The organism is Kocuria carniphila (genome assembly GCF_004136555.1).
Classification (GTDB): domain Bacteria; phylum Actinomycetota; class Actinomycetes; order Actinomycetales; family Micrococcaceae; genus Kocuria; species Kocuria carniphila.
Window position 1 is genome coordinate 46,352 of sequence record NZ_NOIT01000002.1, and the last position, 22,682, is coordinate 69,033.

22 protein-coding genes and 1 pseudogene are annotated in these 22,682 nt (G+C 64.2%); 16 read left to right on the plus strand and 7 right to left on the minus strand.

Translation table 11 applies throughout. From position 1 onward, the window contains the following. Positions 1-96 precede the first annotated feature (96 nt). Positions 97-375: a muconolactone Delta-isomerase gene (gene catC / locus EWV37_RS01625; protein ID WP_095796303.1), complete on the plus strand. Its 279-nt coding sequence runs from the start codon at positions 97-99 to the stop codon at positions 373-375. 54 nt (positions 376-429) lie between these two features. Here the strand turns inward: catC and EWV37_RS01630 are convergent, their stop codons facing one another. From EWV37_RS01630 to benB, 4 genes are all read right to left on the minus strand, one after another. Then, positions 430-3,279, minus strand: coding sequence for a helix-turn-helix transcriptional regulator (locus EWV37_RS01630; protein WP_238662998.1), 2,850 nt, complete (start codon positions 3,277-3,279; stop codon positions 430-432). A 100-nt stretch (positions 3,280-3,379) separates the two neighbouring features. Further along, positions 3,380-4,213 (minus strand): 1,6-dihydroxycyclohexa-2,4-diene-1-carboxylate dehydrogenase, encoded by an 834-nt coding sequence (locus tag EWV37_RS01635; protein ID WP_274542993.1) that lies wholly within the window; start codon positions 4,211-4,213, stop codon positions 3,380-3,382. Continuing rightward, positions 4,210-5,784 (minus strand): benzoate 1,2-dioxygenase electron transfer component BenC, encoded by a 1,575-nt coding sequence (benC, locus tag EWV37_RS01640; protein WP_129699546.1) that lies wholly within the window; start codon positions 5,782-5,784, stop codon positions 4,210-4,212. The genes EWV37_RS01635 and benC overlap by 4 nt, the downstream gene beginning before the upstream one ends. A 160-nt stretch (positions 5,785-5,944) precedes the next feature. Next, positions 5,945-6,460, minus strand: coding sequence for a benzoate 1,2-dioxygenase small subunit (gene benB / locus EWV37_RS01645; protein WP_016996196.1), 516 nt, complete (start codon positions 6,458-6,460; stop codon positions 5,945-5,947). A gap of 68 nt (positions 6,461-6,528) precedes the next feature. Between benB and EWV37_RS01650 the strand changes: the two are divergent. Further along, positions 6,529-6,993: pseudogene (locus EWV37_RS01650) on the plus strand (dioxygenase family protein); the annotation flags it as partial. A 477-nt stretch (positions 6,994-7,470) separates the two neighbouring features. Here the strand turns inward: EWV37_RS01650 and EWV37_RS01655 are convergent. Further along, on the minus strand, positions 7,471-7,956 hold the full coding sequence (locus EWV37_RS01655; protein WP_129699547.1) for a MarR family winged helix-turn-helix transcriptional regulator: 486 nt from the start codon (positions 7,954-7,956) through the stop codon (positions 7,471-7,473). A 48-nt stretch (positions 7,957-8,004) separates the two neighbouring features. Further along, positions 8,005-8,745: a hypothetical protein gene (locus EWV37_RS01660; RefSeq protein ID WP_129699548.1), complete on the minus strand. Its 741-nt coding sequence runs from the start codon at positions 8,743-8,745 to the stop codon at positions 8,005-8,007. A gap of 166 nt (positions 8,746-8,911) precedes the next feature. Here EWV37_RS01660 and EWV37_RS01665 point away from each other — a divergent pair, with 166 nt between their 5' ends. Together EWV37_RS01665 and EWV37_RS01670 are read left to right on the plus strand one after the other, a co-directional pair. Then, positions 8,912-9,991: a glutathione S-transferase family protein gene (locus EWV37_RS01665; RefSeq protein WP_129699549.1), complete on the plus strand. Its 1,080-nt coding sequence runs from the start codon at positions 8,912-8,914 to the stop codon at positions 9,989-9,991. Between the two features lie 39 nt (positions 9,992-10,030). Next, the gene (locus EWV37_RS01670) at positions 10,031-10,876 is read left to right on the plus strand and encodes an HpcH/HpaI aldolase/citrate lyase family protein (RefSeq protein WP_129699550.1); all 846 of its coding nucleotides are present in this window, start codon (positions 10,031-10,033) and stop codon (positions 10,874-10,876) included. A gap of 128 nt (positions 10,877-11,004) precedes the next feature. On the opposite strand, the gene EWV37_RS01675 is transcribed toward EWV37_RS01670, so the two are convergent. Further along, the gene (locus EWV37_RS01675) at positions 11,005-11,709 is read right to left on the minus strand and encodes an HAD family hydrolase (protein WP_129699551.1); all 705 of its coding nucleotides are present in this window, start codon (positions 11,707-11,709) and stop codon (positions 11,005-11,007) included. A gap of 95 nt (positions 11,710-11,804) precedes the next feature. Between EWV37_RS01675 and EWV37_RS01680 the strand changes: the two genes are divergently transcribed. The 12 genes from EWV37_RS01680 to EWV37_RS01730 all read left to right on the plus strand — a co-directional run bounded on the left by EWV37_RS01680 (position 11,805) and on the right by EWV37_RS01730 (position 22,522). Then, the gene (locus tag EWV37_RS01680; RefSeq protein ID WP_238662999.1) at positions 11,805-12,812 is read left to right on the plus strand and encodes an LLM class flavin-dependent oxidoreductase; all 1,008 of its coding nucleotides are present in this window, start codon (positions 11,805-11,807) and stop codon (positions 12,810-12,812) included. A 76-nt stretch (positions 12,813-12,888) separates the two neighbouring features. Further along, on the plus strand, positions 12,889-15,117 hold the full coding sequence (malQ, locus tag EWV37_RS01685) for a 4-alpha-glucanotransferase (protein ID WP_129699553.1): 2,229 nt from the start codon (positions 12,889-12,891) through the stop codon (positions 15,115-15,117). A gap of 263 nt (positions 15,118-15,380) precedes the next feature. Further along, positions 15,381-15,509: a hypothetical protein gene (locus EWV37_RS15750; RefSeq protein WP_256382218.1), complete on the plus strand. Its 129-nt coding sequence runs from the start codon at positions 15,381-15,383 to the stop codon at positions 15,507-15,509. A 100-nt stretch (positions 15,510-15,609) separates the two neighbouring features. Further along, positions 15,610-15,846, plus strand: a complete 237-nt coding sequence (rpmB, locus tag EWV37_RS01690) for a 50S ribosomal protein L28 (RefSeq protein ID WP_016997590.1) — start codon at positions 15,610-15,612, stop codon at positions 15,844-15,846. Position 15,847: 1 nt separating this feature from the next. Continuing rightward, positions 15,848-16,015, plus strand: a complete 168-nt coding sequence (gene rpmG / locus EWV37_RS01695) for a 50S ribosomal protein L33 (protein ID WP_016997591.1) — start codon at positions 15,848-15,850, stop codon at positions 16,013-16,015. A gap of 4 nt (positions 16,016-16,019) precedes the next feature. Next, positions 16,020-16,325: a 30S ribosomal protein S14 gene (gene rpsN / locus EWV37_RS01700; protein WP_016997592.1), complete on the plus strand. Its 306-nt coding sequence runs from the start codon at positions 16,020-16,022 to the stop codon at positions 16,323-16,325. Between the two features lie 78 nt (positions 16,326-16,403). Further along, entirely contained in the window at positions 16,404-16,688 is a 285-nt protein-coding gene (locus tag EWV37_RS01705; RefSeq protein ID WP_095796356.1) for an HU family DNA-binding protein, read from the plus strand. Between the two features lie 156 nt (positions 16,689-16,844). Beyond that, positions 16,845-17,462, plus strand: a complete 618-nt coding sequence (locus EWV37_RS01710) for a hypothetical protein (RefSeq protein WP_129699554.1) — start codon at positions 16,845-16,847, stop codon at positions 17,460-17,462. A 120-nt stretch (positions 17,463-17,582) separates the two neighbouring features. Further along, positions 17,583-18,257 (plus strand): copper resistance CopC family protein, encoded by a 675-nt coding sequence (locus EWV37_RS01715; RefSeq protein ID WP_129699555.1) that lies wholly within the window; start codon positions 17,583-17,585, stop codon positions 18,255-18,257. Between the two features lie 112 nt (positions 18,258-18,369). Next, the gene (locus EWV37_RS01720) at positions 18,370-19,029 is read left to right on the plus strand and encodes a copper chaperone PCu(A)C (protein ID WP_129699556.1); all 660 of its coding nucleotides are present in this window, start codon (positions 18,370-18,372) and stop codon (positions 19,027-19,029) included. Beyond that, entirely contained in the window at positions 19,019-20,296 is a 1,278-nt protein-coding gene (locus EWV37_RS01725) for a Dyp-type peroxidase (protein WP_129699557.1), read from the plus strand. The genes EWV37_RS01720 and EWV37_RS01725 overlap by 11 nt, the downstream gene beginning before the upstream one ends. Before the next feature lie 81 nt (positions 20,297-20,377). Continuing rightward, positions 20,378-22,522, plus strand: a complete 2,145-nt coding sequence (locus tag EWV37_RS01730; protein ID WP_095796361.1) for a bifunctional copper resistance protein CopD/cytochrome c oxidase assembly protein — start codon at positions 20,378-20,380, stop codon at positions 22,520-22,522. Positions 22,523-22,682: the final 160 nt, after the last annotated feature.

Genomic DNA, 22,682 nt, shown 5'->3' on the forward strand with positions numbered 1-22,682 from the left:
AAATCCCGCCCGCACGCAGGCCGAACCATTCGGCGCATCGGTCCCCGAGCGGCGTCGTGGGCGAACAAGTACAACCCAACACGTGAGGAGAACACCGTGAAGTACCTGGTTCACATGGACGTCAACATTCCCACCGATCTGCCGACCGACGAGGTCGCCGAGATCAAGGCCACCGAGAAGGCCTACTCGCAAGAGCTGCAGCGCTCGGGCAAGTGGCCCGAGATCTGGCGCGTCGTGGGCGAGTACGCCAACTACTCGGTCTTCGATGTGGAGTCCAACGGCGAACTGCACGACATCCTGCAGAACCTGCCGCTGTTCCCGTACATGGACATCACCGTGATTCCGCTGGCCAAGCACCCCTCCGACGTCAAGTAACCGCAGCGCACGGGAATCCCCGTTGCGCCCATCTACGGATGTGCGCGGCGGGGATTACTCGTTGTCGCGGTAGCGCGCGGCAAGCTCGCTGCGGGAGCGAATGCCGAACTTCGTATAAATCCTGGTCAGGTGGTACTGAACTGTTTTCTCGGCAATGAACAGTTGGCTCGCGACCTCTTTGTTCGTGGAACCACCGGCCACGAGCTCGGCCACCGCGGTTTCCTGTGGCGTGAGTTGTACCCGTTCGCGTTGCACCGCCGCGAGCACCGGATCCGCAGGATCCGGACCCGGGCCCTGGTCCACGCCGGTGGCCTTGAGTTTGCGGTCGCAGCGCTGCACGTAGGTGTGCGCGCCCAGCATCTCGTAGAGATCCCGTGCCGCGCGCAACACGGAGGAGGCCAACCGGCGCTTACCGGCCCGGCGCATGGACTGGCCGAAGGCAAAGCTGATGCGCGCGTGCAGGTACGGGCGGTTGAGCGTGCGCAGTTCGTGGAGCGCGTCCTCGAAGTAATCCCGGGCGGTGTCCGCATCCCCCTGGGCTGCCAACAGTCGGCCGCGAGCCCACTTGAGCCGCGCCTGATCCGACGGAATGTGTTCGGCACGGTGGATGGCCTCGAACTCGTCCAGGAACTGTTGGGCCCGCTCCAACTTGTTGGTCATCACCAAGGCGTTGACGTAGGTGTCCTGCCAGGACCAGAACGAGACGCGGGTATTCGTCCATGGATCGAGCTCGGCCACGCGGGTCATGCATTCCAAGGAACCCTCGTAATCCCCGCGGGCCTCGTGGAAGCGCGCCTTGGCCAGCAACGACGGAACTGACATGCACAGGAAGCTGTCCGCTGGAACCGCAGCCAGGGAGACGTAATGCCGGGCCAGCTGCCAGTCGCCGCGCATCGAATACAGCTCCGCAGCCGTCCAATAGAGCAGCGGACGCAGCATATCCATCTGGGCCGTCTCCAGCTGCGGGGCGGCCCGGGAGATGGTCGCCGCGGCGGCATCCCAGTGGCCGAGGACCAACTGGGTGCGAGCCAACCACGCCTCGGACCAGAGCGAGATGCGCAGTGATCCGCCGCGGAACTTGGTGGGCCCGGCGGACTCGAACTGCGCCTGCGCGGATTCCACCTCGTCCGTGCGTAGCGCGAGCCAACCCGAGCCCATCTCCATGCGCTGTTTCTGCGCGTTCTCCTCGCAGCGTTCAAAGGCCTTGGCGTACGCCTTGCGGGCTTCCTTCAACTGTCCGGTGGCGAACAGCCCCAGCCCGTAAATTGCTTCGGTTTCGATATAAGCGGGCGTCGTGGGCTCGGTCAGGGACATGGCCTTCTCGGCCCACGAGATCATGGCCGGACCATCCCACTGAGCCACTCCGCGCAGCACCAGACGCTGAGCGATCTGGCCGGCGATTGCGGGTTCCTGCTTGATGTTCACGCTGCGCCATGCGGCACCGAGCTGGTTCTCGGCGCTGCGATTCTGGCCGGTGACCACGGAAAGATACCCCAGCACCGAGGACCGCAGGGCGGAAGGTTGCATGTCGTCCACCGCGGCGGCCCATGCCTTGGCCTCGGCGATATTGCCCGAGCCGATAATGGCGTCCACTGCGCGCAGGAGCAGGTTGTTGCGCAGTCTGGTGTCGTCGGTCAGGCGCGAGGCGGACAACAGGGCGTTGGCGGCGTCGTGCCAGGCACCCTGGGCGGCTTGTTCCGTGGCGAAGGCCTCCAGCCGGGCGGCGAGTTCCGGATTCGCCGACGGCACCGAGCTCACCAAGTGGCCCAGCCGCCGGGACTCGTCCGAGACCGCGCGGCTCGCGCGGTGGTGCAGTTCCACGCGGCGGCTGGGTAGCATGCGCTCGTAAATGGCCCCCGCGGCGGAGGGCTCGAAGAACTTCTCCTGACTGCTCGCCTGATTCAACTCCAGGGTCAGCAGGTCGGCCCGATGTCCCTCGTCCAGCGCGGCGAGCATGCGGGCCTGATCAGTGATGCCGCAGACCTCTGCGATTTCGGTGAGTGAGGAATCCTCACCCAGGAGAGCCACCGCCTCCGCGACCTGGGTGAGATCCTCGGAAGCGGCCGCCATAATGCTGCCAACACGAGCGCGCACCCGGCTGCTGGGTGGGAGGTCGGGGAACCAGGAATACCAAGTGTCCGGCGGCATCTCGCGGAGTAACTCGTTGATTTGCTGAGGATTGCCGCGGGTGTGTCGGACCAGCTCGTAACTCGCGGCCGAGGAAAGGTCGATGTTGAAGCGGCGACGGGCCAATTCCTGGGTGCCGCGGGGGTCCAACGGCTCCAACGTGATCTGTTGGATCTCGTGACCGGTGAGTTGGTCCAGGACGGTCGCCGGCATGCCCTGGGCTTGTTTGCGGTCCAGCGCCAGCACGAACATGACCTTCTTGGCATGCAAACGGCGAAGCACGAAGGACAGGATGCGAAGACTTGCCTCATCAATCCAGTGCGCGTCGTCGATGACGACCAGGACGGGGGAGCGATCCTGGAGAGATTCCAGGTGGGTACCGAGCGTGGCCGCGTGATTCATGAGACGATCCGGGCTCAGAGCCTGGGAGCCCACGGGAGTCTGGGCGATATCGATGTCGTAGCCCTTACCGGAACGGACCGGGGAGGTCATGATCAGCTGACTGTAACCGGCCAACTGCAACTGGGCCTCCCACTGATCACCCTGGGCCCGCAGAATCCTGGGAGGACGTGCGCCGTTGCGCACGTGGGTGAGGAACTCCGAGATCAGTGAGGTCTTCCCCATTCCGGATTCCCCCTTGATGACTACGGTGTTCACGCGACCGCGGCGCGTGTCCCTGAGTAGGTCGCCCAACCGTTCCAGGGCGGGATCCAGTCCGATCAACACACGATGCATGGTGCCGTGGGTGGGCACAATGGGTTGCGGAGACTGGCTCACGATCACTCCTGACGGTCATCGGCAGCGGGGACTACCTGCGGATACTGTACGCGCCGGGTAAGTCTGTTCGACTCACCCGGCGCGTAGCCAGTGTGGGCTGTCAGCCCATGTCACCACCGCTGACCTGGATCACCGACCCGGTCATGTAGGAGGCCTCGTCGGAGGCCAGGAACACGATGGGTGCGGCTTGTTCGTCCAGAGTTCCGTAGCGCTTGAAGAACGTGGACTCGGTGACTTGGTCCACCACGTCCTTGACCCACGCTTGCTCCTGCTCACCCTCCGGTCCGGGGCCGCGCTGAACCTTGCGCGGGGGTGCCTCGGTACCACCCGGCGCAGTGGCCATCACGCGGATACCGCGGCCCGCGGTCTCCATGGCCAGTGCCTGGGTAATGCCGTTGACACCGCCCTTGGCCGCCGAATACGGCACACGGTTGATGCCGCGCGTCGCATTCGAGGACACGTTGACGATGGTTCCGGATCCCGCTTCCAACATGGTGGGCAGTACCGCGCGGCACATCCACAATGTGGGGAACAGCGAACGGTTGATCTCCTTCTGGATCTGTTCGGCATCGAAGTGCTCGAACGGACGCATCAGGATGGCGCCGCCCACGTTGTTGACCAGGATGTCCGCGCGACCGTGGCGTTGCAAGGTCTCGGACACGGCGAGCTCGGCGCCGGCGAACTGCTCAAGATCGACACCGGTCACCGCGCTCGCGGATCCCTCGGAACCGTTCTTTGCGACGTGCTCGTTGATGCCGTCAGCCACCTGCTCCGCCAATTCGGAACGGTCCACCAGAACCACGGTGCCGCCCTCGGCGCCGATGCGTTCCGCGACCCGCTGACCGATGCCCTGAGCTGCACCGGTCACCAGCACCACCTTGCCGTTGAAACGGCCCGGGCTCAGTGCGCTGAACGGTTCGGGCAACGGGGTCACTCGGACTCCTTCTTGTCGATGGCGCCTTCCATGGTCTCCTTGGCGTCACGTGCGTGAGCCATGATGACATCGCGGGCACGCTCGACGTTCTTGTTCTCGAACGCCTCGACGAAGTCCAGGTGATCCTGGATGACGCGATCGAAGATCACGGTTCCGGACTCGAACGTGGCCTCCATCTGATCGCTCAGGTCCAGGCGACGGTAGGACTCCAGCAGCGAAGGGTTGTTGGAGACCGTGAAGAGGTACTCGTGGAACTCCTCGTTGTAGCGCACGAAGTCTTCGGGCTTCTTGACCTCGGTGCCGCTCACGCAATCCGCGGTGGCCTCGGCCAGGCGGCGAAGGTTCTTCACCTGCTCATCCGTGATCTTCGGCATCATGAGCTCAGTGATGGCGAGCTCAAGGCCCATGCGGGCGTCCAACTGCGCGAAGGAATCTTCCTTGGCGAAGGAGAGACGACCGGTTTCCATGGAGGACACGGCCTCGGACTTGGACATCGAATCACCGGACTCCGCAACGTCCTCGGAGCTGGCCGGCGCACCGGTCTCGGGATCGCCGCCGGTCTTCTCCTTGGGAGCAAAGCGCTCGAAGTAGAAGTTGGCGGGCTCGATGCCCTCGGTCTCGAGCCACTTGGCTACGGCGTTGACCATGAGCGGGGGGCCACACAGGTAGATGTCGACGTCGCCGTCGTTGAGGTGGCCCGGCTCGATGATCTGGGTGACGTAACCGGTGTGGGGTGCGGAGGTGCCCTCTTCGGAGGCGATGTAGTCCCACGTGAAGTTGGGCAGCTTGGCCTTGTACTCCTCGATCCATTCCAGGCCCACGATGTCTTCCTCGCGGGTCACACCGTAAACCAGGTGCACGGCGTGCTCCGGCGGGTTCTCCGAGAGCTTCTCCAGGATGGACAGCAACGGGGCCAGACCGGTACCGCCGGCCAGCAGCAGCAGCAGCGGACGCTTGGGGTCGCGAAGGAAGAAGGAGCCGAACGGGCCGGACAAAGTGATCTCGTCGCCCACTTCGGCGCGGTCACGCAAGTACTCGGACATGGCGCCCTTGGGAGCGGTACGCACCATGAAGGACGCAGCTTCGGTGTTGGGACCACTGGAGAACGAGTACGAACGCTCGACATTCGCGCCGGGGATCTTGAGGTTCACGTACTGGCCCGGCAGGTAGGCCAACTCGGAACGCTTGTCGATCTCAAGGGTGAAGGACATGGTGGTCTCAGAGTGACGGTCCAGCTGCGTGATCCGCGAGGTGTACGAGGAGGCCGAGGTCTTGGCGGACTCGGAGGTCGCGGGAATGTTCACGGCCATGTCCGATTCCGGCATGGTCTGGCAGGTCAGGATGTAACCCTTCTCGAACTCTTCGTCCGTCAGGGCGTCCTCGATGAAGTCTCCCGGGTCGAACTCGCCGGACTCGCAGAAGGACTTGCAGGTACCGCACGCGCCGTCGCGGCAGTCGGAAGGAATGTTGATGCGCGCCTTGTAGGACGCGTCCATGATGGTTTCGTAGTCATCGACCTTGATGACCTTGGTGACGCCATCTTCGAAAGTTAGTGCAACCTGGTGCGGCATGGGTGATCTTCTCCTACTAGCGGTGAGCCGTGGTCATGGGACGGGTTCGTTCACCGCACTAGCTGTGGTGTGTAAATGAGCCAACCGGTGCGGACAGCGCCGGTGCCCGGACCCCTGAGGCGGGGGCCGGGCACCGGTCCGTCCGTCACAGCGAGTGGACTTAGATCATGTAGATGTCGACCACGTGGTGAATGTAGTCGTTCTTCAGGACAACCTTCTTGTCCATGATCTTGGGCTGCTCGCCGGCCATGTTGATGGTGTACAAGCTGTAACCGAAGTAGGTCTCGGTCACGTTGTAACGGAAGTAAAGGTTGAACCAGTTGAACCGGACCTTCACCTCGTCACCGTTCTGCTCCAGGATCTCAACATCGGTGATGTTGTGACCGGTGCGCGGTTCCGGCAGGGACGTGGCCGATGAACGGTCGGTCTTGATGCGGAACACGCGGTCCTCGATACCACCGCGGTTGTCGTAGTAGATCAGGGAGATCTCGCGCTGCGGATCCTCGGTCAGCTCGCCGTTGTCGTCCCAGGCGGGCATCCAGTAGGAAGCGCTCGGGTCGTAGCACTCGATCCAGGCATCGAAGTCGCGGTCGTCCAGCAGGCGAGCCTCTCGGTACAGGAAGGCCCGCACCTTTTCGATGGTGGATGTGCGTTCTTCGGTCAACGTTTCAGTCATGGTCTCGCAATCTTTCGTCGTGTCAGGGAATGGCCGGGCGTGGATCAGGCAGAAGCCGGATCGTTGTCCTGCTCTTCCACGGCAACTTCACCGACACCGATGGCAACCCCATCAAGGACGCGCAGGTTGAGATCTGGCACGCAGATGCTGCCGGCTTCTACTCCCAGTACGCTCCCGGCCTGCCCGAGTGGCTCTTCCGCGGCACCGTCAAGGCTGACGAGAACGGCTACTTCGAGATCAACACCATGCAGCCGGCTCCGTACCAGATTCCCACCGACGGCGCTTGCGGCCAGTTGATCGGGGCTGCTGGTTGTCACGCGTGGCGTCCGGCCCACATCCACATCAAGGTTTCCGCTCCCGGCTACCAGCTGGTCACCCAGCAGCTGTACTTCCCCGGCGACCCGCACAACGAGGACGACATTGCTTCGGCAGTGAAGCCCGAGCTGATGTTGGACGTGAAGGAGCGCCAGGACGGCGAAGGCAACCAGGTCGAGTACAACTACGTGCTCGCCAAGGAGAACGAGAGCAAGTAAGTCGCTCTCAGCCCGTAGCGATCACGCGTGATCGCTACGCTCACAAGAACGCGCCCCGATCCCAACGGATCGGGGCGCGTTCTTGTACCAGATCACCGGCGTGTCGCTCGCGTCGTGAGATTTGAGATCAGCGCAGGCGGTGAGATGCACAGGATTACTGCAGTAGTTGGGACTTGGTATCAGAATTTCTTACTATTCAGTAGTCATAATGTGAAGTCATGAGAATCACCGTGCTTGTTACTTGCATCTGGATGTAAATGACGCCTACAGTGTTGATGTCAGTCGAAGAGGCCCGGGTGCATCCCCCCAAGCGCGCCCGGAAGTTCCCCCGACTGGCCGGCGTCCCGTATCTCCCCCGATCGGGATGTCCGACGGGTCCTGTCGATTCCCCCAAGCGACAGGACCCGTCCCCTGTTTAAGAGCGATTTCGACTCACCGACGGGTAGGTCCCGGGTTCGTATGGCGAACCCGGGCCTGTTAGATAAGGTTCATGTTCTCCAGACGGGGAATCACCTTGTCCGCCATGTTCACCAGGGCTTGCATCTCGTCGGTGCTGAGGTTGTCCATGAACGCCTCTCGCACCATGGTCAGGTGTGAGGGCGCGGCGCCATTGATGACCTGGCGTCCGTGCTCCGTGATCTCCACGATGAGACCCCGGGCGTCCTGGGGGCTCGGCTTGCGGCAGACCATACCGCGCTTCTCCATGCGGGACAGCATGTGGGACAGCCTGGAGCGTTCCCAGTCCAGGTGGCGCAGCAGTTCACGCGAGGGCAGGCTGCCGTCCTGTGACTCGGACAGGGGTACGAGCACGTGGTATTCGGAGCTCGACAGCTCGCTGTCGCGCTGGAGCTGTCGGTCGATGGCGCGCTCCATGCCACGCGAGAGCGCCAAGAAGCTGCGCCAAGCGGCGTCCTCGTGCTCTGTCAGCCAGGGCACGGAATTCGCGGAGGTGGGCGTCTGCATGATCTGTGGAACTTTCTGTTGGGGCCGGTTCCGGCGGGAGTCAACGGATCAGTCGCGGGGGCCGCGCCGGATCCAATCCGAATCGTAGTAGTTGGGGCCGCGGTCACGATCACGGTCGCGTTGTCGTGCCTGCTCGGCGTAGTTGGTCGGGCGGAGCGGGGAATCGTCGTCATCGGGGCGGGTCAGCATGGCCATGGCCACCAGCCCGAAGCCCAGCACCGATCCCACGACCATGGTCATTCCAGCCACGATGAAAGCCAGAATGTAGTCGTCCACGAGACCCTCGGGGATGGAACTGCCCATGACCGGCTCCACCAGGAACGATGCACCGATTCCCAGCAGCCCAATGAGCAAGAGGGACCCCGGGATGAGCCACAGTTTGGATCGTCTGTGGATGGCCACGGCATCCGGATCGCGGAACAACGGGATGATCTGGAACTGAACCATCACGTATCCCACAACACCCAGCAGGGCCAGGGTGGAACCCACGATCCAGCCTTCGGCGAAGCCGATCGCCATCAGTCCCAGTCCCACCAGTGCGCCCAGCAGGATTACGGTGAAGGACAGGCCTCGTCCCATGCGGCGCGCGGCCTTGGGAGAAACATTGCGCTGCGCGCTTGGTTCCCCATTGAGTTCGACGTTCCGCGGCTCGTTGGCCGTAGCGGACGGTGTGGGCCCGGGGGCGCCGGTCGTGTCGGATTGCGGCACCCGCACACCGTAGCGGGGGCGCTCCGTGTCGCGATCCCGGGAGTTCTCCGAGTTTTCGGAAGAATTGCTCGTTGAATTCATGATGTTCACCCCGACAAATGAAGCGGCCGTTCGCCGCGTCCGACGCGGTATGTATGCAGCCACTGTAGCCCCGGTGGCTGCCCCTGATGACGGTGGTCAGCGTCATAGCAAGCTCGCACAATGATGACGTATCATCAAAATAAACCACTGATGTGAGGAGTGCACCGTGACCGACGCAAAAAAGCAGGACAAAGACAAGTATTCGACCGCCGGGGCCTACGTCCACGCCGGTGAGGAATTCAATCGTGACACCACTTATATCGAGGATCGGATCGTCGCCGACCCCGAGTCCGCCGAACTGAGCGAGGGTGCGCAGGCATGGCCGGTCGAGGCCGGACGCTACCGGCTCGTTGCCGCACGTGCGTGCCCCTGGGCCAACCGGACCCTGATCGTGCGTCGCCTGCTGGGCCTCGAGGGCGCCATCTCCGTGGGTCTGCCCGGACCTACCCACGACGTCCGCTCGTGGCAGTTCGACCTGGATCCGGAAGGCAAAGACCCCGTGCTCGGCACCGAACGACTGCAGGAGAACTACTTCAAGCGTTTCCCCGACTATCCGCGGGGCATCACGGTGCCGGCCATCGTGGACATTCCCACCGGTGAGGTCGTGACCAACAACTTCCCGCAGATCACGGAGGATTTCGCCAAGGAGTGGACCGAGTTCCATCGAGAGGGCGCCCCGGATCTATGGCCCGCGGAGCTCAAGGACGAAATGCGCGACGTCATGAAGCGCATCTACACCGAGGTCAACAACGGCGTGTACCGGTGCGGTTTCGCAGGTTCTCAAGAGGCCTATGACAAGGCCTACGACCGGTTGTGGGTCGCCATGGACTGGCTTGAGGAACGCCTGGCGGACAAGCGCTACCTGATGGGCGATCACATCACCGAGGCGGACGTGCGGCTGTTCACCACCCTGGTCCGTTTCGACCCGGTGTACTACTCGCACTTCAAGTGCTCGCGCCAGAAGCTGACCGAGCTGCCCAATCTGTGGGGTTACGCCCGAGACCTGTTCCAGACTCCCGGTTTCGGTGACACCGTGGACTTCCAGCAGATCAAGGAGCACTATTTCATCGTGCACGAGGACATCAACCCGTCTCAGATCGTTCCCGTGGGTCCGGATCTGAGCAATTGGATGTCCGAGCACGGTCGTGAAAAAATGGGTGGTTCCCCGTTCGCGGACGGTGCTACCGCACCGGGTCCGGTGCGCGCCGGTGAAGAGGTCGACCCTGCGCACACGCCCCTGCGCTAATTCCAGTCCAGCAAAGTTTTTTCGAATCAGAGGAGAGTAGTGACTCCGTATCGTAATCAGCGCGCCGCAGATCTGCCCGCTCGGCTGTCGCGTTCATGGCTGTTGACCTCGGCGGCGGACACGTCGTTGTTCGCCCCGGCATTGGCCTCGGAAGCGGACTCGGTGATCTTCGACATCGAAGACGCCGTGCCCGAAGAGGACAAGGACACCGCCCGGGCCAACATGATCCAGGCCATGCACGACGGTGCGAGCGCGTGGGTCCGTGTCAATGACATCACCAGCCCCCACTGGGAGAAGGACCTGGCTGCCCTGAGCGAGGTCAAGAACCTCCGTGGCATCGTGCTGGCCAAGACCGAGCATCCCGATCACATCACCAAGACGGCCATGATGAGCCGCGCCGGCACCCCGGTGGTGGCGTTGATCGAGTCCGCGGTGGGCCTGATGAACGCCTACGACATCGCTCGTGCGCCTGGTGTGTTCCGGCTGGCCTTCGGGGTGGGTGATTTCCGTAAGGACACGGGCGCCTCGGGCGATCCCATGGCGCTTGCCTTCGCGCGTTCCACCCTGGTCACCGCGTCTCGCGTGGGCGAGCTGCCCGGCCCCATCGACGGTCCTAGTAACGGCGCCACCGGTGACGAGCTCGAGGCCGCATGCAAGGTAACCCAGTCCATGGGTATGACCGGCAAGCTCTCCCTGGACCCGAACCAGACGGACTCCATCAACCACCTGCTGGCGCCCAGCGAGCAGGAGATCCGCTGGGCTCGCGAAATGATCGAGAAGGCCAATTCCGGTCACGCCGGCGCGGACGGTTCCTACCTCCCGCGCTTGGCTCGCGCCAAGAAGGTCTCGGAATTGGCCGAGACCTACGGTCTCTGGAACAGCTAGTACCGTCCTACGGCCTTTGGAACGGCTAGCGCTTTTCAGGACGACGCCGCTGCGCCCCGTTTCCTGCCTCACGGCGGGTTGCGGGGCGCAGCGGTTTCGTTATGGAGTGCGAGGGTTTCGGCGGCGGGTCACAGGCCCCAGCCGGTCATGAATTCGCGCACGCGCGGGTCCGCCAGGGAATTGGCAATGAAATGGCATGCGAGCGGCTCGTCGTGGCCGTTGGGAACACCCAGCACGTACAACCCAGCCTTGGACGCCGCCGTGGTGCCGGCGGGGGAGTCTTCAATGGCCAGGGCGTGATCGGGATCCACACCCAGTCGGCGAACGGCCTCTTCGTAGATGTCAGGAGCGGGCTTCCCGTGGGGGACATCGTCGGAACTGACCCACGTGGTGATGACTTCGTCCAGTCCCAGGGCGTGCACCTTGCGATCCAAGACCTGCGCCGTGGAGTTACTGGCCACCGCGACGGGCATCCGCTCGGCAAAGGCACGCACTGTTTCCAGGGCGCCGGGCAGGGGTTCCAGCACGGAAGAGACGACCTCTGATTCGACCTCGATCAGGTGATCGTAGACCTCGCTCAAGCTCGGTTTCTCACGGCCTTGCTCGGCGGCGACCTCACCGGCGCGGTCTGTGATCCACTGCGCGACGTCAGCCGCGGACAATCCCATGAGCTGCTTGTGGGCAGCCTGGTTGTACTCCACGCCGTAGTCCGCTGCGACCCGTTCCTGCACACCGGCCCATGCGGTCTCGGTATCCATCAGGACGCCGTCGCAATCGAAGACCACGGCGGAGGGGTGCCAGTCTGCTGGCGGTGCGGGCAAAGAAGGCTTCACGGGGTAATCCTCACATGACGAGCGTGGTCGGGTACGGAACGGGTAATAGCATCGAAGAGCAAGATCCAGTGGGCGGCCGGCGAAAGGACCACACCGTGGTAGCAACCCAGAATTCTCGCGTGAACCTGTCCGCACTGGACCTGGTTCCCATTATCCAAGATCGGTCGGTCGCCCAGTGCGTGCGCGATGCCACAACGTTGGCCCAGCGGCTCGAAGCGGCCGGATATGCACGGGTCTGGTACGCGGAGCACCATAATTCGGAGTCTTTCGCCTCCTCGGCCACGGCCCTGCTCATGGGGCAGGCCCTCGCCGCCACCTCTACTATTCGTGTGGGCTCCGGGGGCATCATGCTGCCCAACCATGTGCCGATCACCGTGGCCGAGAGCTTCGGCACCCTGGAGAACTTGTACCCGGGGCGGGTGGACCTGGGACTGGGGCGGGCGCCCGGAACCGATATGCGTACTGCCCTGGCGTTGCGTCGTGGTCAGGGCGGCCACGACACGTTCCGGCAGGACATTCACCAGCTCGAGCGGTACTTCGGCGGTCAGAACGGCGAGCCCATTCGCGCGGCGGTCGCCCGTGACACCAACGTTCCGCTGTGGATCCTGGGCTCCTCGACCGACGGCGCCCTGGTGGCGGCATCCCTGGGTCTTCCCTACGTGTTCGCATCGCACTTCGCCCCGGCCATGATCATGCAGGCCCTCGAGGTGTACCGGACGTCCTTCGACGCGTCGGCACCCACGGCCACTCTGGATGAGCCCTATGTCATGATTGCCGCCAATGTGCTCGCGGCCGATACCGAGGCCGAAGCCCGCAGGCAGTTCACGACCCACCAGTTGCTGGTGCGCGGGATGGCCCGCAACAACAGGGGCCCGCTGCAGCCCCCGGTGGATGAAGTGGATGTGACTCCGGCCGAAGCCGCCTTCGTGGAGCAGCACCTGGCGGTCTCCGCCGTGGGAGCCCCGCACCAGGTGGTTGAGCAGCTCGATCAAATCGTGGAGGTCACCCGGGCGGACGAGCTGATGCTCAACAGCTACGCGTTCGATCCGGAGGTGCGGGCGCGCAGCTTCGAGCTCACGGCAAAGGCATGGTCGGAGTCGTGATGCTCTGAGCCGCCGACGGACAGTCGCACGGGTCATGTGCGCGGGGGACCATCACCCGGCTGATTAGAGTGGAACCATGGCGGACAGCGGATCACACTCAGGCGAGACCTCACTGCAAACATTGGCTTCCCGCTACGGCGTGGCCACCGAATACCAAGGCTTTGACGGCCAGCCCAAAACCGTCCCGGACGACACCTTGGGCAAGGTTCTCACCGCGCTGGGTGCGGACGTTTCGTCCGAGGCCGCGGTGCGGGAGAGCCTCCGGGCCCGAGACGAGGCGCCCTGGCGGCGCATGCTGCCTCCCTCGGTGGTCGCCGAGGTCGGAACCTACACCACGGTGGACGTCACCGTCCCCGCGGGTGCCGAGACCCACGTGCGACTGTGGCCCGAAGACCGACCGGAGGCCGCGCGCGACCTGGACGCAGCGGCGTCGTCGGACACCCGCACGGTGGACGGGACGGAACGTGAGCGGCGTCGTTACGAACTCCCCGAAGACCTGGAACTGGGCTGGTACCGCTTGGAAGCGGTGTGCCCGAAGGTCAAGGAGGGGCAGGCCGAAACGATCTACGTGGCCGTGACACCGCAGCGGTTGAACACGACCGACAAGTTGCGCGGGCAGCGGCGCTGGGGGTACATGGCGCAGCTGTACTCCGTGATGTCCTCACGCTCGTGGGGCGTGGGGGACCTGTCCGACCTGGCGTCCCTCGCGGCCATCAGCGGCACCCAGGGCGCGGACTACGTGTTGATCAACCCGCTGCACGCCGCTGAGCCGGTGCCTCCCATCGAACCTTCGCCGTATCTGCCGTCCAGCCGACGCTTCTTCAATCCGCTGTACCTGCGCATCACGGACGTGGCCGAGTTCGCCTATCTTCGTCCCAACGACCGCGAGGTGGTCGAGCACCTGGCCGCAGTGCAGCGCAAGACCGTACTGGACCCGAGCAGCATCGGGCGTGACGCAGCCTACGAGGCCAAGCTCAAGAGCCTCGACCTGCTCTTCACCGTGCGGCGCTCGCCGTATCGCCAGCAGCAACTGGAATCTTTCGTTGCGCGCGGCGGCCAAGCGCTGCAGGACTTCGGGCTGTGGTGCGCCCTGCGTGAGGAGCTCGGCGAGGAGTCACCGGAATGGGACGACGGCGCTGCGTCACCGGACGCTCCCTACGCACGAGAAGCGCGCACGCGCCTCGAGAAGCGGATCAATTTCTACGTGTGGCTGCAATGGCTGCTGGACGAACAGCTCGAAGCGGCGCAGCGCGCGGCCCACAGGGCGGGCATGGACATCGGCGTGGTGCACGACCTCGCCGTGGGTGTGAGCAAGAACGGTGCCGATGCGTGGACCCTGCAGGACACCATGGCCGGCGGCGTGAGCGTGGGTGCGCCCGCGGACATGTACAACCAGCTCGGCCAGGACTGGAGCCAGCCCCCGTGGCACCCTGAGCGGCTTGCCGAGGCCGGCTATCAGCCGTGGCGGGACATGCTGCGCAACATCTTCCGACATGCCGGCGGCATCAGGATCGACCACGTGGTCGGCCTGTTCCGACTGTGGTGGATTCCGGACGGTAATCAGGCCTCCGAGGGGGCTTACGTGTATTACGACCACGAGGCCATGGTGGGTGTGCTGGCCCTGGAGGCAGAACTCGCCGACGTGGTGGTGATCGGCGAGGACCTGGGCACCGTTGAGGCAAGTGCACGGCAGTACCTGGAACAGAAGGGTGTGCTGGGCACGTCCATCCTGTGGTTCGAGATGGCCGAGGACGAGCCCCTGGACCCGTCCGAGTACCGCGAACTGTGCATGGCCTCCGTCAACACGCACGATCTGCCGCCCACGGCTGGTTACTTGGAGGGTGTGCAGCTCGAACTGCGCGAGGACCTGGGGTTGCTCGCTCGTTCCCCGGAGGAAGAACGCAAGGAAGCCCAGCAGCAACTGGATACCTTCTTCACGGCGGTGGAGGCGGCCGGTCTGCTCCCGGAGGGGGCCGACAGCAGCGAAGAGGCCAAGATCGAAGCGCTCTACCGTTACCTCGGGCGGGCGCCGTCCATGCTGTTCAACGTGTCCCTGGTGGACGCGGTGGGGGAGAAGCGGATTCAGAACCAACCCGGCACGAGTGACGAATATCCCAATTGGCGGGTTCCCCTGGCCGACGGGGACGGAATGTACGTCCTGCTCGAGGAGCTGAACCGGATGGATCGGGTGCGGTCGCTCGTCAAGGCCGTGAACGAGACCCTGGGCACGAGCTCGCGCGAACCCGGAGTGTCGGTGCCGGAACCGCTTGAACACCGGGATATCGCGGAACCGCGCGGAAAATGAGGGTCAAAAGTCAGGGGTTCCCCCGTCGGAAAAATTAGGTTAGATTAGTCTTACCTAATCTCCTGGGTGAGGAGTTGGGAACCGCACACGTGTTCTGGGGTGTGCGCCGGGTCATGGACGGCGCACACCCCGAACTCGTGTTAAAAGCACTCGAGTTTGCCCCCTGGGCACCTACCGCTAAGATAGTCCTGCGCTCAATCGCACCGTTTTTAACGTTGAGTTTGCGAGAGAGACCGTAGAAGCCTAGAATTTAAGGTTGTCGTGTGGTGGAGTCCATCTACCGGCACCTGATCTTCACCGTCTTCGTCGTGGCGAGTGCCCTGACCGGTACTGACGCGGGGCAATTAAGCACCACCGCCCAGCGCACGAACGGTGGCATTTTCTTGAGGTGACGGATCACTCTTGGCCGCAGCTGTCAGCGTGAACACAAAACATTGACAGCGACCATGCGTGCCGTCATTTCGTCGACATTAGACATTGGAGGAGAACACTATGGCAGCGCACTGCCAGGTGACCGGAGCTCAGCCGGGCTTTGGACACAGCATCTCGCACTCGCACCGCCGCACCAAGCGCCGGTGGAACCCGAACATCCAGAAGAAGCGTTACTGGGTGCCCTCGTTGCGTCGCAACGTCACGCTCAACTTGAGCGCCAAGGGCATCAAGGTGATCGATGCTCGCGGCATCGACTCCGTGGTCAACGAGCTCATTGCACGTGGGGAGAAGATCTGAGATGGCCAAGGACAAGGACGTACGTCCCATCATTAAGCTGAAGTCCACCGCAGGTACCGGCTTCACCTACGTAACCCGTAAGAACCGCCGTAACAATCCTGACCGCATGGTCATGAAGAAGTACGACCCGGTGGTTCGCAAGCACGTCGATTTCCGCGAGGAGCGCTAAATCCATGGCAAAGAAGTCCAAGATCGCCAAGAACGAGCAGCGCAAGGTCATCGTCGAGCGCTACGCCGCTAAGCGCGCAGAGCTGAAGAAGACTCTCGTGGATGAGAACGCAACCCCGGAGGCTCGCGAAGAGGCTCGCCTGGGTCTGCAGAAGCTCCCCCGCGATGCTTCTCCCATCCGCGTTCGTAACCGTGACCAGATCGATGGCCGTCCCCGCGGTACTTTCCAGCGATTCGGAATCTCCCGTGTTCGCTTCCGCGAGATGGCTCACCGCGGCGAATTGCCGGGTATCTCCAAGTCGAGCTGGTAATTTCTCACTCGGAAGCACTGGGCGCGTATGCTCCCTATTTCCATAGAGAACGCCAATTAAGTCCAGGAGGACAAGCACATGGCTAAGAACCGCAGCGAACTCGTTGCCGAGGTTGCCGAGAAAGCCGGCACCACTCAGGCCGCCGTCAACGGCGTCCTGGATGCAATGTTCCAGGTCTTCGAGAGCTCCGTTTCCAACGGCGAGAAGATCACCATCCCGGGTTGGATGTCCGTTGAGCGCACCGACCGTGCCGCTCGCCAGGGCCGCAACCCGCAGACCGGTGAGACCATTCAGATTCCGGCCGGCCACGGCGTCAAGCTGACCGCCGGCTCCAAGCTGAAGGCTGCTGTTTCCTCCAAGTGAGGTAAGCCTGCGCGGGCGTCATGCTCGTGTTAGTTCAAGGGACCGTCCACGTTTTTCGTGGGCGGTCCCTTGTTCGTCTCCGAGTTCGTGGATTCCCCAGCGGTCGCGCATAATGGAGGGGAATTCATTGGCTGATCAGATCCCCGGAGGTGTGCGGTGTCTTCGCGTGCGCGCCGTCTTGCCCGGGGCTGGGCCGCGTCGCTGATCGCCACGAGCCTGGGCGCCGCGTCTCACGCCGCCGTTGACGGCACGTGGCCTCCGGTCATCCTGATTCTCCTGTCCGCCGCGCTGGCCTCCCCCGTGTGCATGCTGCTCGCGGGTCGCGTGCTGTCCCGCGTGAGCGTTGCCGCGGCCGTCGTGGCAAGCCAAGGACTTCTCCACGGACTCTTCGCCCAATCCGGGCACGGCGTGACTGCCGTTGACCACACGCATCACGTCACGGGCGCGGTTGCCGAGGGCACCCCGCAGCTCGTGGTGTCCCTGGCGCCGGATCTGGCGCACCACGGCGCGGGGATGCTCGCCGCACACGTGATTGCCGCGGCCGCCACGTATGCCCTGTTACGCCACGGTGAGGTTGCCGCGGTGCGGCTGCTCGACGCCGTGTCGTTGCGCGTGCTCGCATTGGTGAGCGTTCCCGTGCTGCCCGTGATTCGCGCGGTGCCGCGGCGAATCGCGTGGACTTCTCCCCGTGCCCTCACGGATCAATTGCTGCTGCCGGTCGTGCACGGCTTCAGGGGGCCTCCCGCGCGCGGGACGGCCCCGGCTTTCGCCTAGTTCTTCAGCGTCGATCATTGGCGCTGCGGCGGGACCGGGAGTGCCGTCTCGGCCACTCTTCACATTCCGCTTCTTGCCGCCTCCCGCGGCACCAATGCGTCCGAGACGCAGGAGAATTCCATGCACACTTTTGATGCCTCAACCCCAGTTCCCGCCGCGCCCTCAGCACGGACGACGCCGCCTCGCGCGGTTGCGCGCGCCACTTCCGATCGCCGTCCGCTCGCGGTGGTTCTGCTGGCGGTGCTCACGGCCCTGTTCATGCTTGTGAGCACGGCACAGCCCGCGGCCGCCCATGACGAGATGATTGGTTCCGACCCCGAGTCCGGGGCTTCCCTGGACGCTTCCCCCGAATCGCTGACGCTGACCTTCTCCGGAAACGTCATGGACATCGGGCGTGAAATCCGAGTCACGGACTCCGCCGGTGAATCCCTGGTGGAACGTGAGTCCACCGTGGAACGCCAGCGCGTGATCCAGCCGCTCGCCAACCCCGGGTCCACCGAGGATGAAACCTACACCGTGGTGTGGCGTGTGGTTTCCGAGGACGGCCACCCCATCGAGGGAACCTTCGAGTACACCGTGGGACAGGGAGCCGGCGAGCAGGCCGGTCAGGGCCCCACCCAAGAGCCGTCCTCGGCTGCCACGGGTGAACAACGTGACGACACCGCTACCGAGGCCGCAGAGCCCGCCGGTGATTCCGGTACCCCCGGTTGGCTGATCCCTGTCATCGGTGGCGTGGGTGCCCTTGCGCTGCTCATCGTGGTGCTGGTTCTGGCCACCCGTCGGAAACAGCGCTGATCGCCCCGTATCCCCGTAGGTTTCTGGGTTTCGCGTCCTATGTCGGTCGAGGCATGGTTCGCCCGCGCCCGATCTGATCACGGCGGAACTCAGGTTCGAGAAAGACACCATCATGAACATGCCCATTGAGACTTCTACCCGTTCCCTGCCCCGGCCCTTGCGCCGTAGCGTGACCACACTGCTGGCTGCGGGCTTCGCCGTTACGGCACTCACCGGCTGCTCGGCCGACGGCAACCAAGCGAGCGGCGACACCCAAGTCCCGGCGGCGTCGGCAGAGGGAAATGCCGCGACCGAGCAGGTCGTGGAGCTGACCGACGGCTGGGCCAAGGCCGCTGACTCCAACATGACCTCCGTGTTCGGCTCGCTCAAGAACACCGGCGACCAGTCCGTGACACTCGAGTCCATCGACGCGGGGGACACTGCCGGTGTGGCAGAGCTGCATGAAACCGTGATGAACGACCAGACCGGCTCCACCGAAATGAAGCGGGTCGAGGGCGGCTTCGAGATCGCTCCGGGGGAGACCAAGACGCTCGAACCCGGCGGCGACCACATGATGCTCATGGAGCTGCAGTGCGCCGTGAAGTCGGGGACGGATCTCACGGTGGAACTGGGTTTCGACAATGGTCGGACGCAGCAGATCACCGTCCCGGTGCGTGACTACGCCGGAGCGCAGGAGCACTACGCGCCGGGCGAGGAGCACAGCGGGCACGGAGAGCATTCCGAGATGCCCAGCCCGGAATCTTCGGCCCTTCCGGAATGTCATGAGCACTGACGAGACCCCTGCTCGTGAGGGCCTGCAGCGGCGATCGCTCCTGATCGGAGCGGTCGCCGGTGCGGGCGTCACCGGCATCGGAGCGGCCTCGGCAGTAGGCCTGAACGAGGCTTTCGGGGCCGCGGAGGATCCCACCGCCGATCATTCCGACGCCGCTCGCCACGGATTGCAGGTCGAGCCGTTCCACGGTGCTCGCCAAGCCGGCGTGGCCACGCTGCCACAGGCCTTCAGCGCGTTCATCGCGCTGAACCTCAACCAGGGCGCGAGCAAAGATTCCTTGCGGCGCATGCTTCGTGTACTCAGCGACGACGCCGCCGCACTCACCCAGGGCCGCGCCCCGCTGTGGGATCAGGAACCGTGGCTCGCGGAGAATCCGTCGCGGCTCACGGTCACGTTCGGTTTCGGTCCGAAGGCCATGGCGCTGATCGATGCGGCTCGCGCGCCCGAGTGGCTCAAACCGCTACCGGCCTTCGATATCGATCAGTTGCAGGATCGGTGGAACCAGGGCGACCTGTTGCTGCAGTTGTGCTGCGACGACAAACTCACTCTGGCGCACGCCCAGCGGGTGCTGCTCAAGGACTCGAGGTCCTTCGCGAAAGTGCGCTGGATCCAGGACGGTTTCCGCAACACGGTGGGGGCCACGCCCGCGGGTCAGACCATGCGTAATTTGTTCGGTCAGGTGGACGGCACGGTCAATCCGTATCCGGGCGAAGAAGATCACGAGAAGGTGGTCTACGGGCGGGACGGTTTTGAACCGTGGATCGAGGACGGCACATCACTGGTGTTGCGCCGCATCCACATGAACCTGGACACCTGGGACGAGGCCGACACCCCCGCGCGCGAAGACTCGGTAGGGCGGAAACTGGCCGACGGCGCACCCCTGACCGGTTCCCAGGAACACGACGAACCGGACTTCGAGGCCAAGGGGCCTCTGGGGTTCCCGGTGATCGCCTCCTACAGCCATATCCGGCGCTCGCGCACCGACAATCCGGACGAGAAGATCTTCCGCAGGGTGTACAACTACGACCTACCGGTGGCGGACGCTTCCGGTATGAGTCGCTCGGGTGACATCAGCGGGGGAGTGTCCAACACGGGCCTGATCTTCGCGTCCTACCAATCGGATCCGATCCAGCAGTTCGTTCCCATTCAGAAGAAACTGGACGACATGGACATGCTCAACACCTGGACGGTGCCCATCGGCTCGGCGGTGTTTGCGATTCCGCCCGGGTGCGAGGAGGGTGGATTCATCGGAGACGGGCTCTTCTGATCGGATGAATCACTGCATCTCAGGGTCAGCGGATAAGGACACGGGAATGGCCGCCGCGCGCGGGGCCGAAGGAGCACACGAATGAGCACTGCCACTGGGGCGAAAACCCCGGGAAGCACCAAGCCCCAGCGATCCGAGATCTCGGGGTTGAGTCTCAACCCCTGGATCATTGCCGTGGTGGTCGTGGCCGCCATGATCGGCATGACCGCCGCCCTGCTGTACGGCGGTGCATCGGACCCCCGCGAGGTCGCGGACCCGGGAGCTCTGGTTCGTTGGGGTCTGCCCGCGCTGGAAACCGTGCACAACATCTCCATGGCCGTGGTCATGGGCGCCCTGCTGCTGGCCATCGGCGTGGTCCCGCGTTTCGCAGATCTCACTCGGAAGCGTCCGCCGCGCAACAGCCGAGACCAGTCGGCCGAACCGGATCACCCCGTGTATTCCTCGGTGCTCCGGCTGGCGCAGGCGGCTGCGGTCGTGTGGACGGTTTCCGCCATTGCGGTGCTGATCTTCACGTACTCGGACGTCTCGGGTACCGGGCTCGGTTCGGGACAGAACTACACCCAGCAGTTGACCCACTACATCACCGAGATCGCCACGGGCCAGGCTCAGGCGACCGTGGTGATCGTGGCCGCGGTGGTGACCACCCTGATCTTCGGTGTGCGTGCCCTGCTCGGACTGTTCTGCACCCTGGCGCTGAGCATGATCGCGCTGGTGGCGCTCGCGCTCAACGGCCACTCGTCCGGCGGCGCGGACCACATGGGTGCCGTGAACTCGCTGGGTCTGCACCTCATGGGTGTGTGCTTGTGGGTGGGCGGCCTGATCGTCCTGGCGTGGGCCAGCCCGCTGCTCGCCAAGGAATCCACGGTGATCGCCCACCGCGGCGAGACCAAGCACCGCGTCCCGCTGTTGTCCGTGGTGCTGCGCCGCTATTCCGTGGTGGCCCTGGGCTGCTACTTCCTGGTGCTGCTGTCCGGCATCATCAACGCCCAGGTGCGCATCGGCACGTGGGAGCAGCTGAACTCCGGCTACGGGCGCATCGTGCTGGCCAAGCTCGTACTCACCCTGCTGCTGGCCCTGGTCGGTTTCGCTCACCGGCAGTGGCTGATCCCTGGTGTAGAAGACGGCTCCCGGTCCCGCACTGCCACCCTGTGGCGCGTGATCGTGGTGGAGCTGGTGCTCATGGGACTGCTCATGGGTATTGCCTCCGCGCTGAGCCGCACGGCTCCGCCCGTACCGGAGGAGATGCCCACCGATGCTTCCCCGGCGCGTTTGCTCACGTGGTACGAACTGCCACCCGAACCGACCTTCGCCTCGTGGTTCACCACGTGGCGCATCGACTGGTTCTGGGCCGCAGTGGTCGTCTTCTTTGCCATCGTGTACCTCTGGGCCGCGATCAAGGTGTGGCGCCGCGGGGACAAATGGTCTGTGCTGCGAACCGCGTCCTGGCTGATCGGCCTGGTGCTGCTCATGTACGCGACGTCCGGCGGCGTGGCGGTGTACGCCCGCGTGCTGTTCTCCGCCCACATGGTCGAGCACATGAGCCTGACCATGATCGTGCCTCTGTTCCTGGTCTCCGGTGCACCCATCACGGTCATCCTCAAGGCGCTGGAACCCCGCGGCGACGGCACTCGCGGTCCACGCGAATGGATCCTGCGCCTGGTGCACTCCACGTGGGGCAAGATCGTGACCCACCCGATCTTCGCCGCGGCCAACTTCGCCTTCTCGATCGTGCTGTTCTACTTCACGGATCTGTTCCACATCACACTGCGCTACCACGTGGGCCACGAGTTCATGATGATGCACTTCCTGTTCACCGGGTACATGTTCGCTCTGGTCCTCATCGGCATCGACCCCATCCCCAAACGGCCCAGCTATCCCATGCGGTTGGTGCTCCTGCTGGCCACCATGGCCGCCCACGCGTTCATCGGTATCTCCATCATGAGCATGACCGCGGTGCTGCAGGCCGGCTGGTTCGGCAACATGGGCCGCCCCTGGGGCCCCAGCGCCCTGGAGGATCAAGAGCTGGGCGGCATGCTCATGTGGGGGATCGGTGAGTTCCCCACATTCCTGCTGGCCGTGATCGTGGCCATTATGTGGGCCCTCGAGGGCAGCAAGGAGAACCGTCGCGTGGACAGGCAAGCGGACCGCACCGACGACGCCGAGCTCAAGGCCTACAACGAAATGATGGCCAACCTGGCCGAACAGGACGAACGACGCCGCCGCTGACGTCCCAGCACGCGTCCCGATCTCGCCTCGGGCCGGTTCGCACTCGGGCCGGCACGGACATCAAGGTTGCCGACCCGCGGGACGGGGTGAGCGGCGTCGTCGTCCATGGCGCGGGCCCGTTCGCCGAACGCGCGTCACAGACCGCAACGCGCGTGCCCGG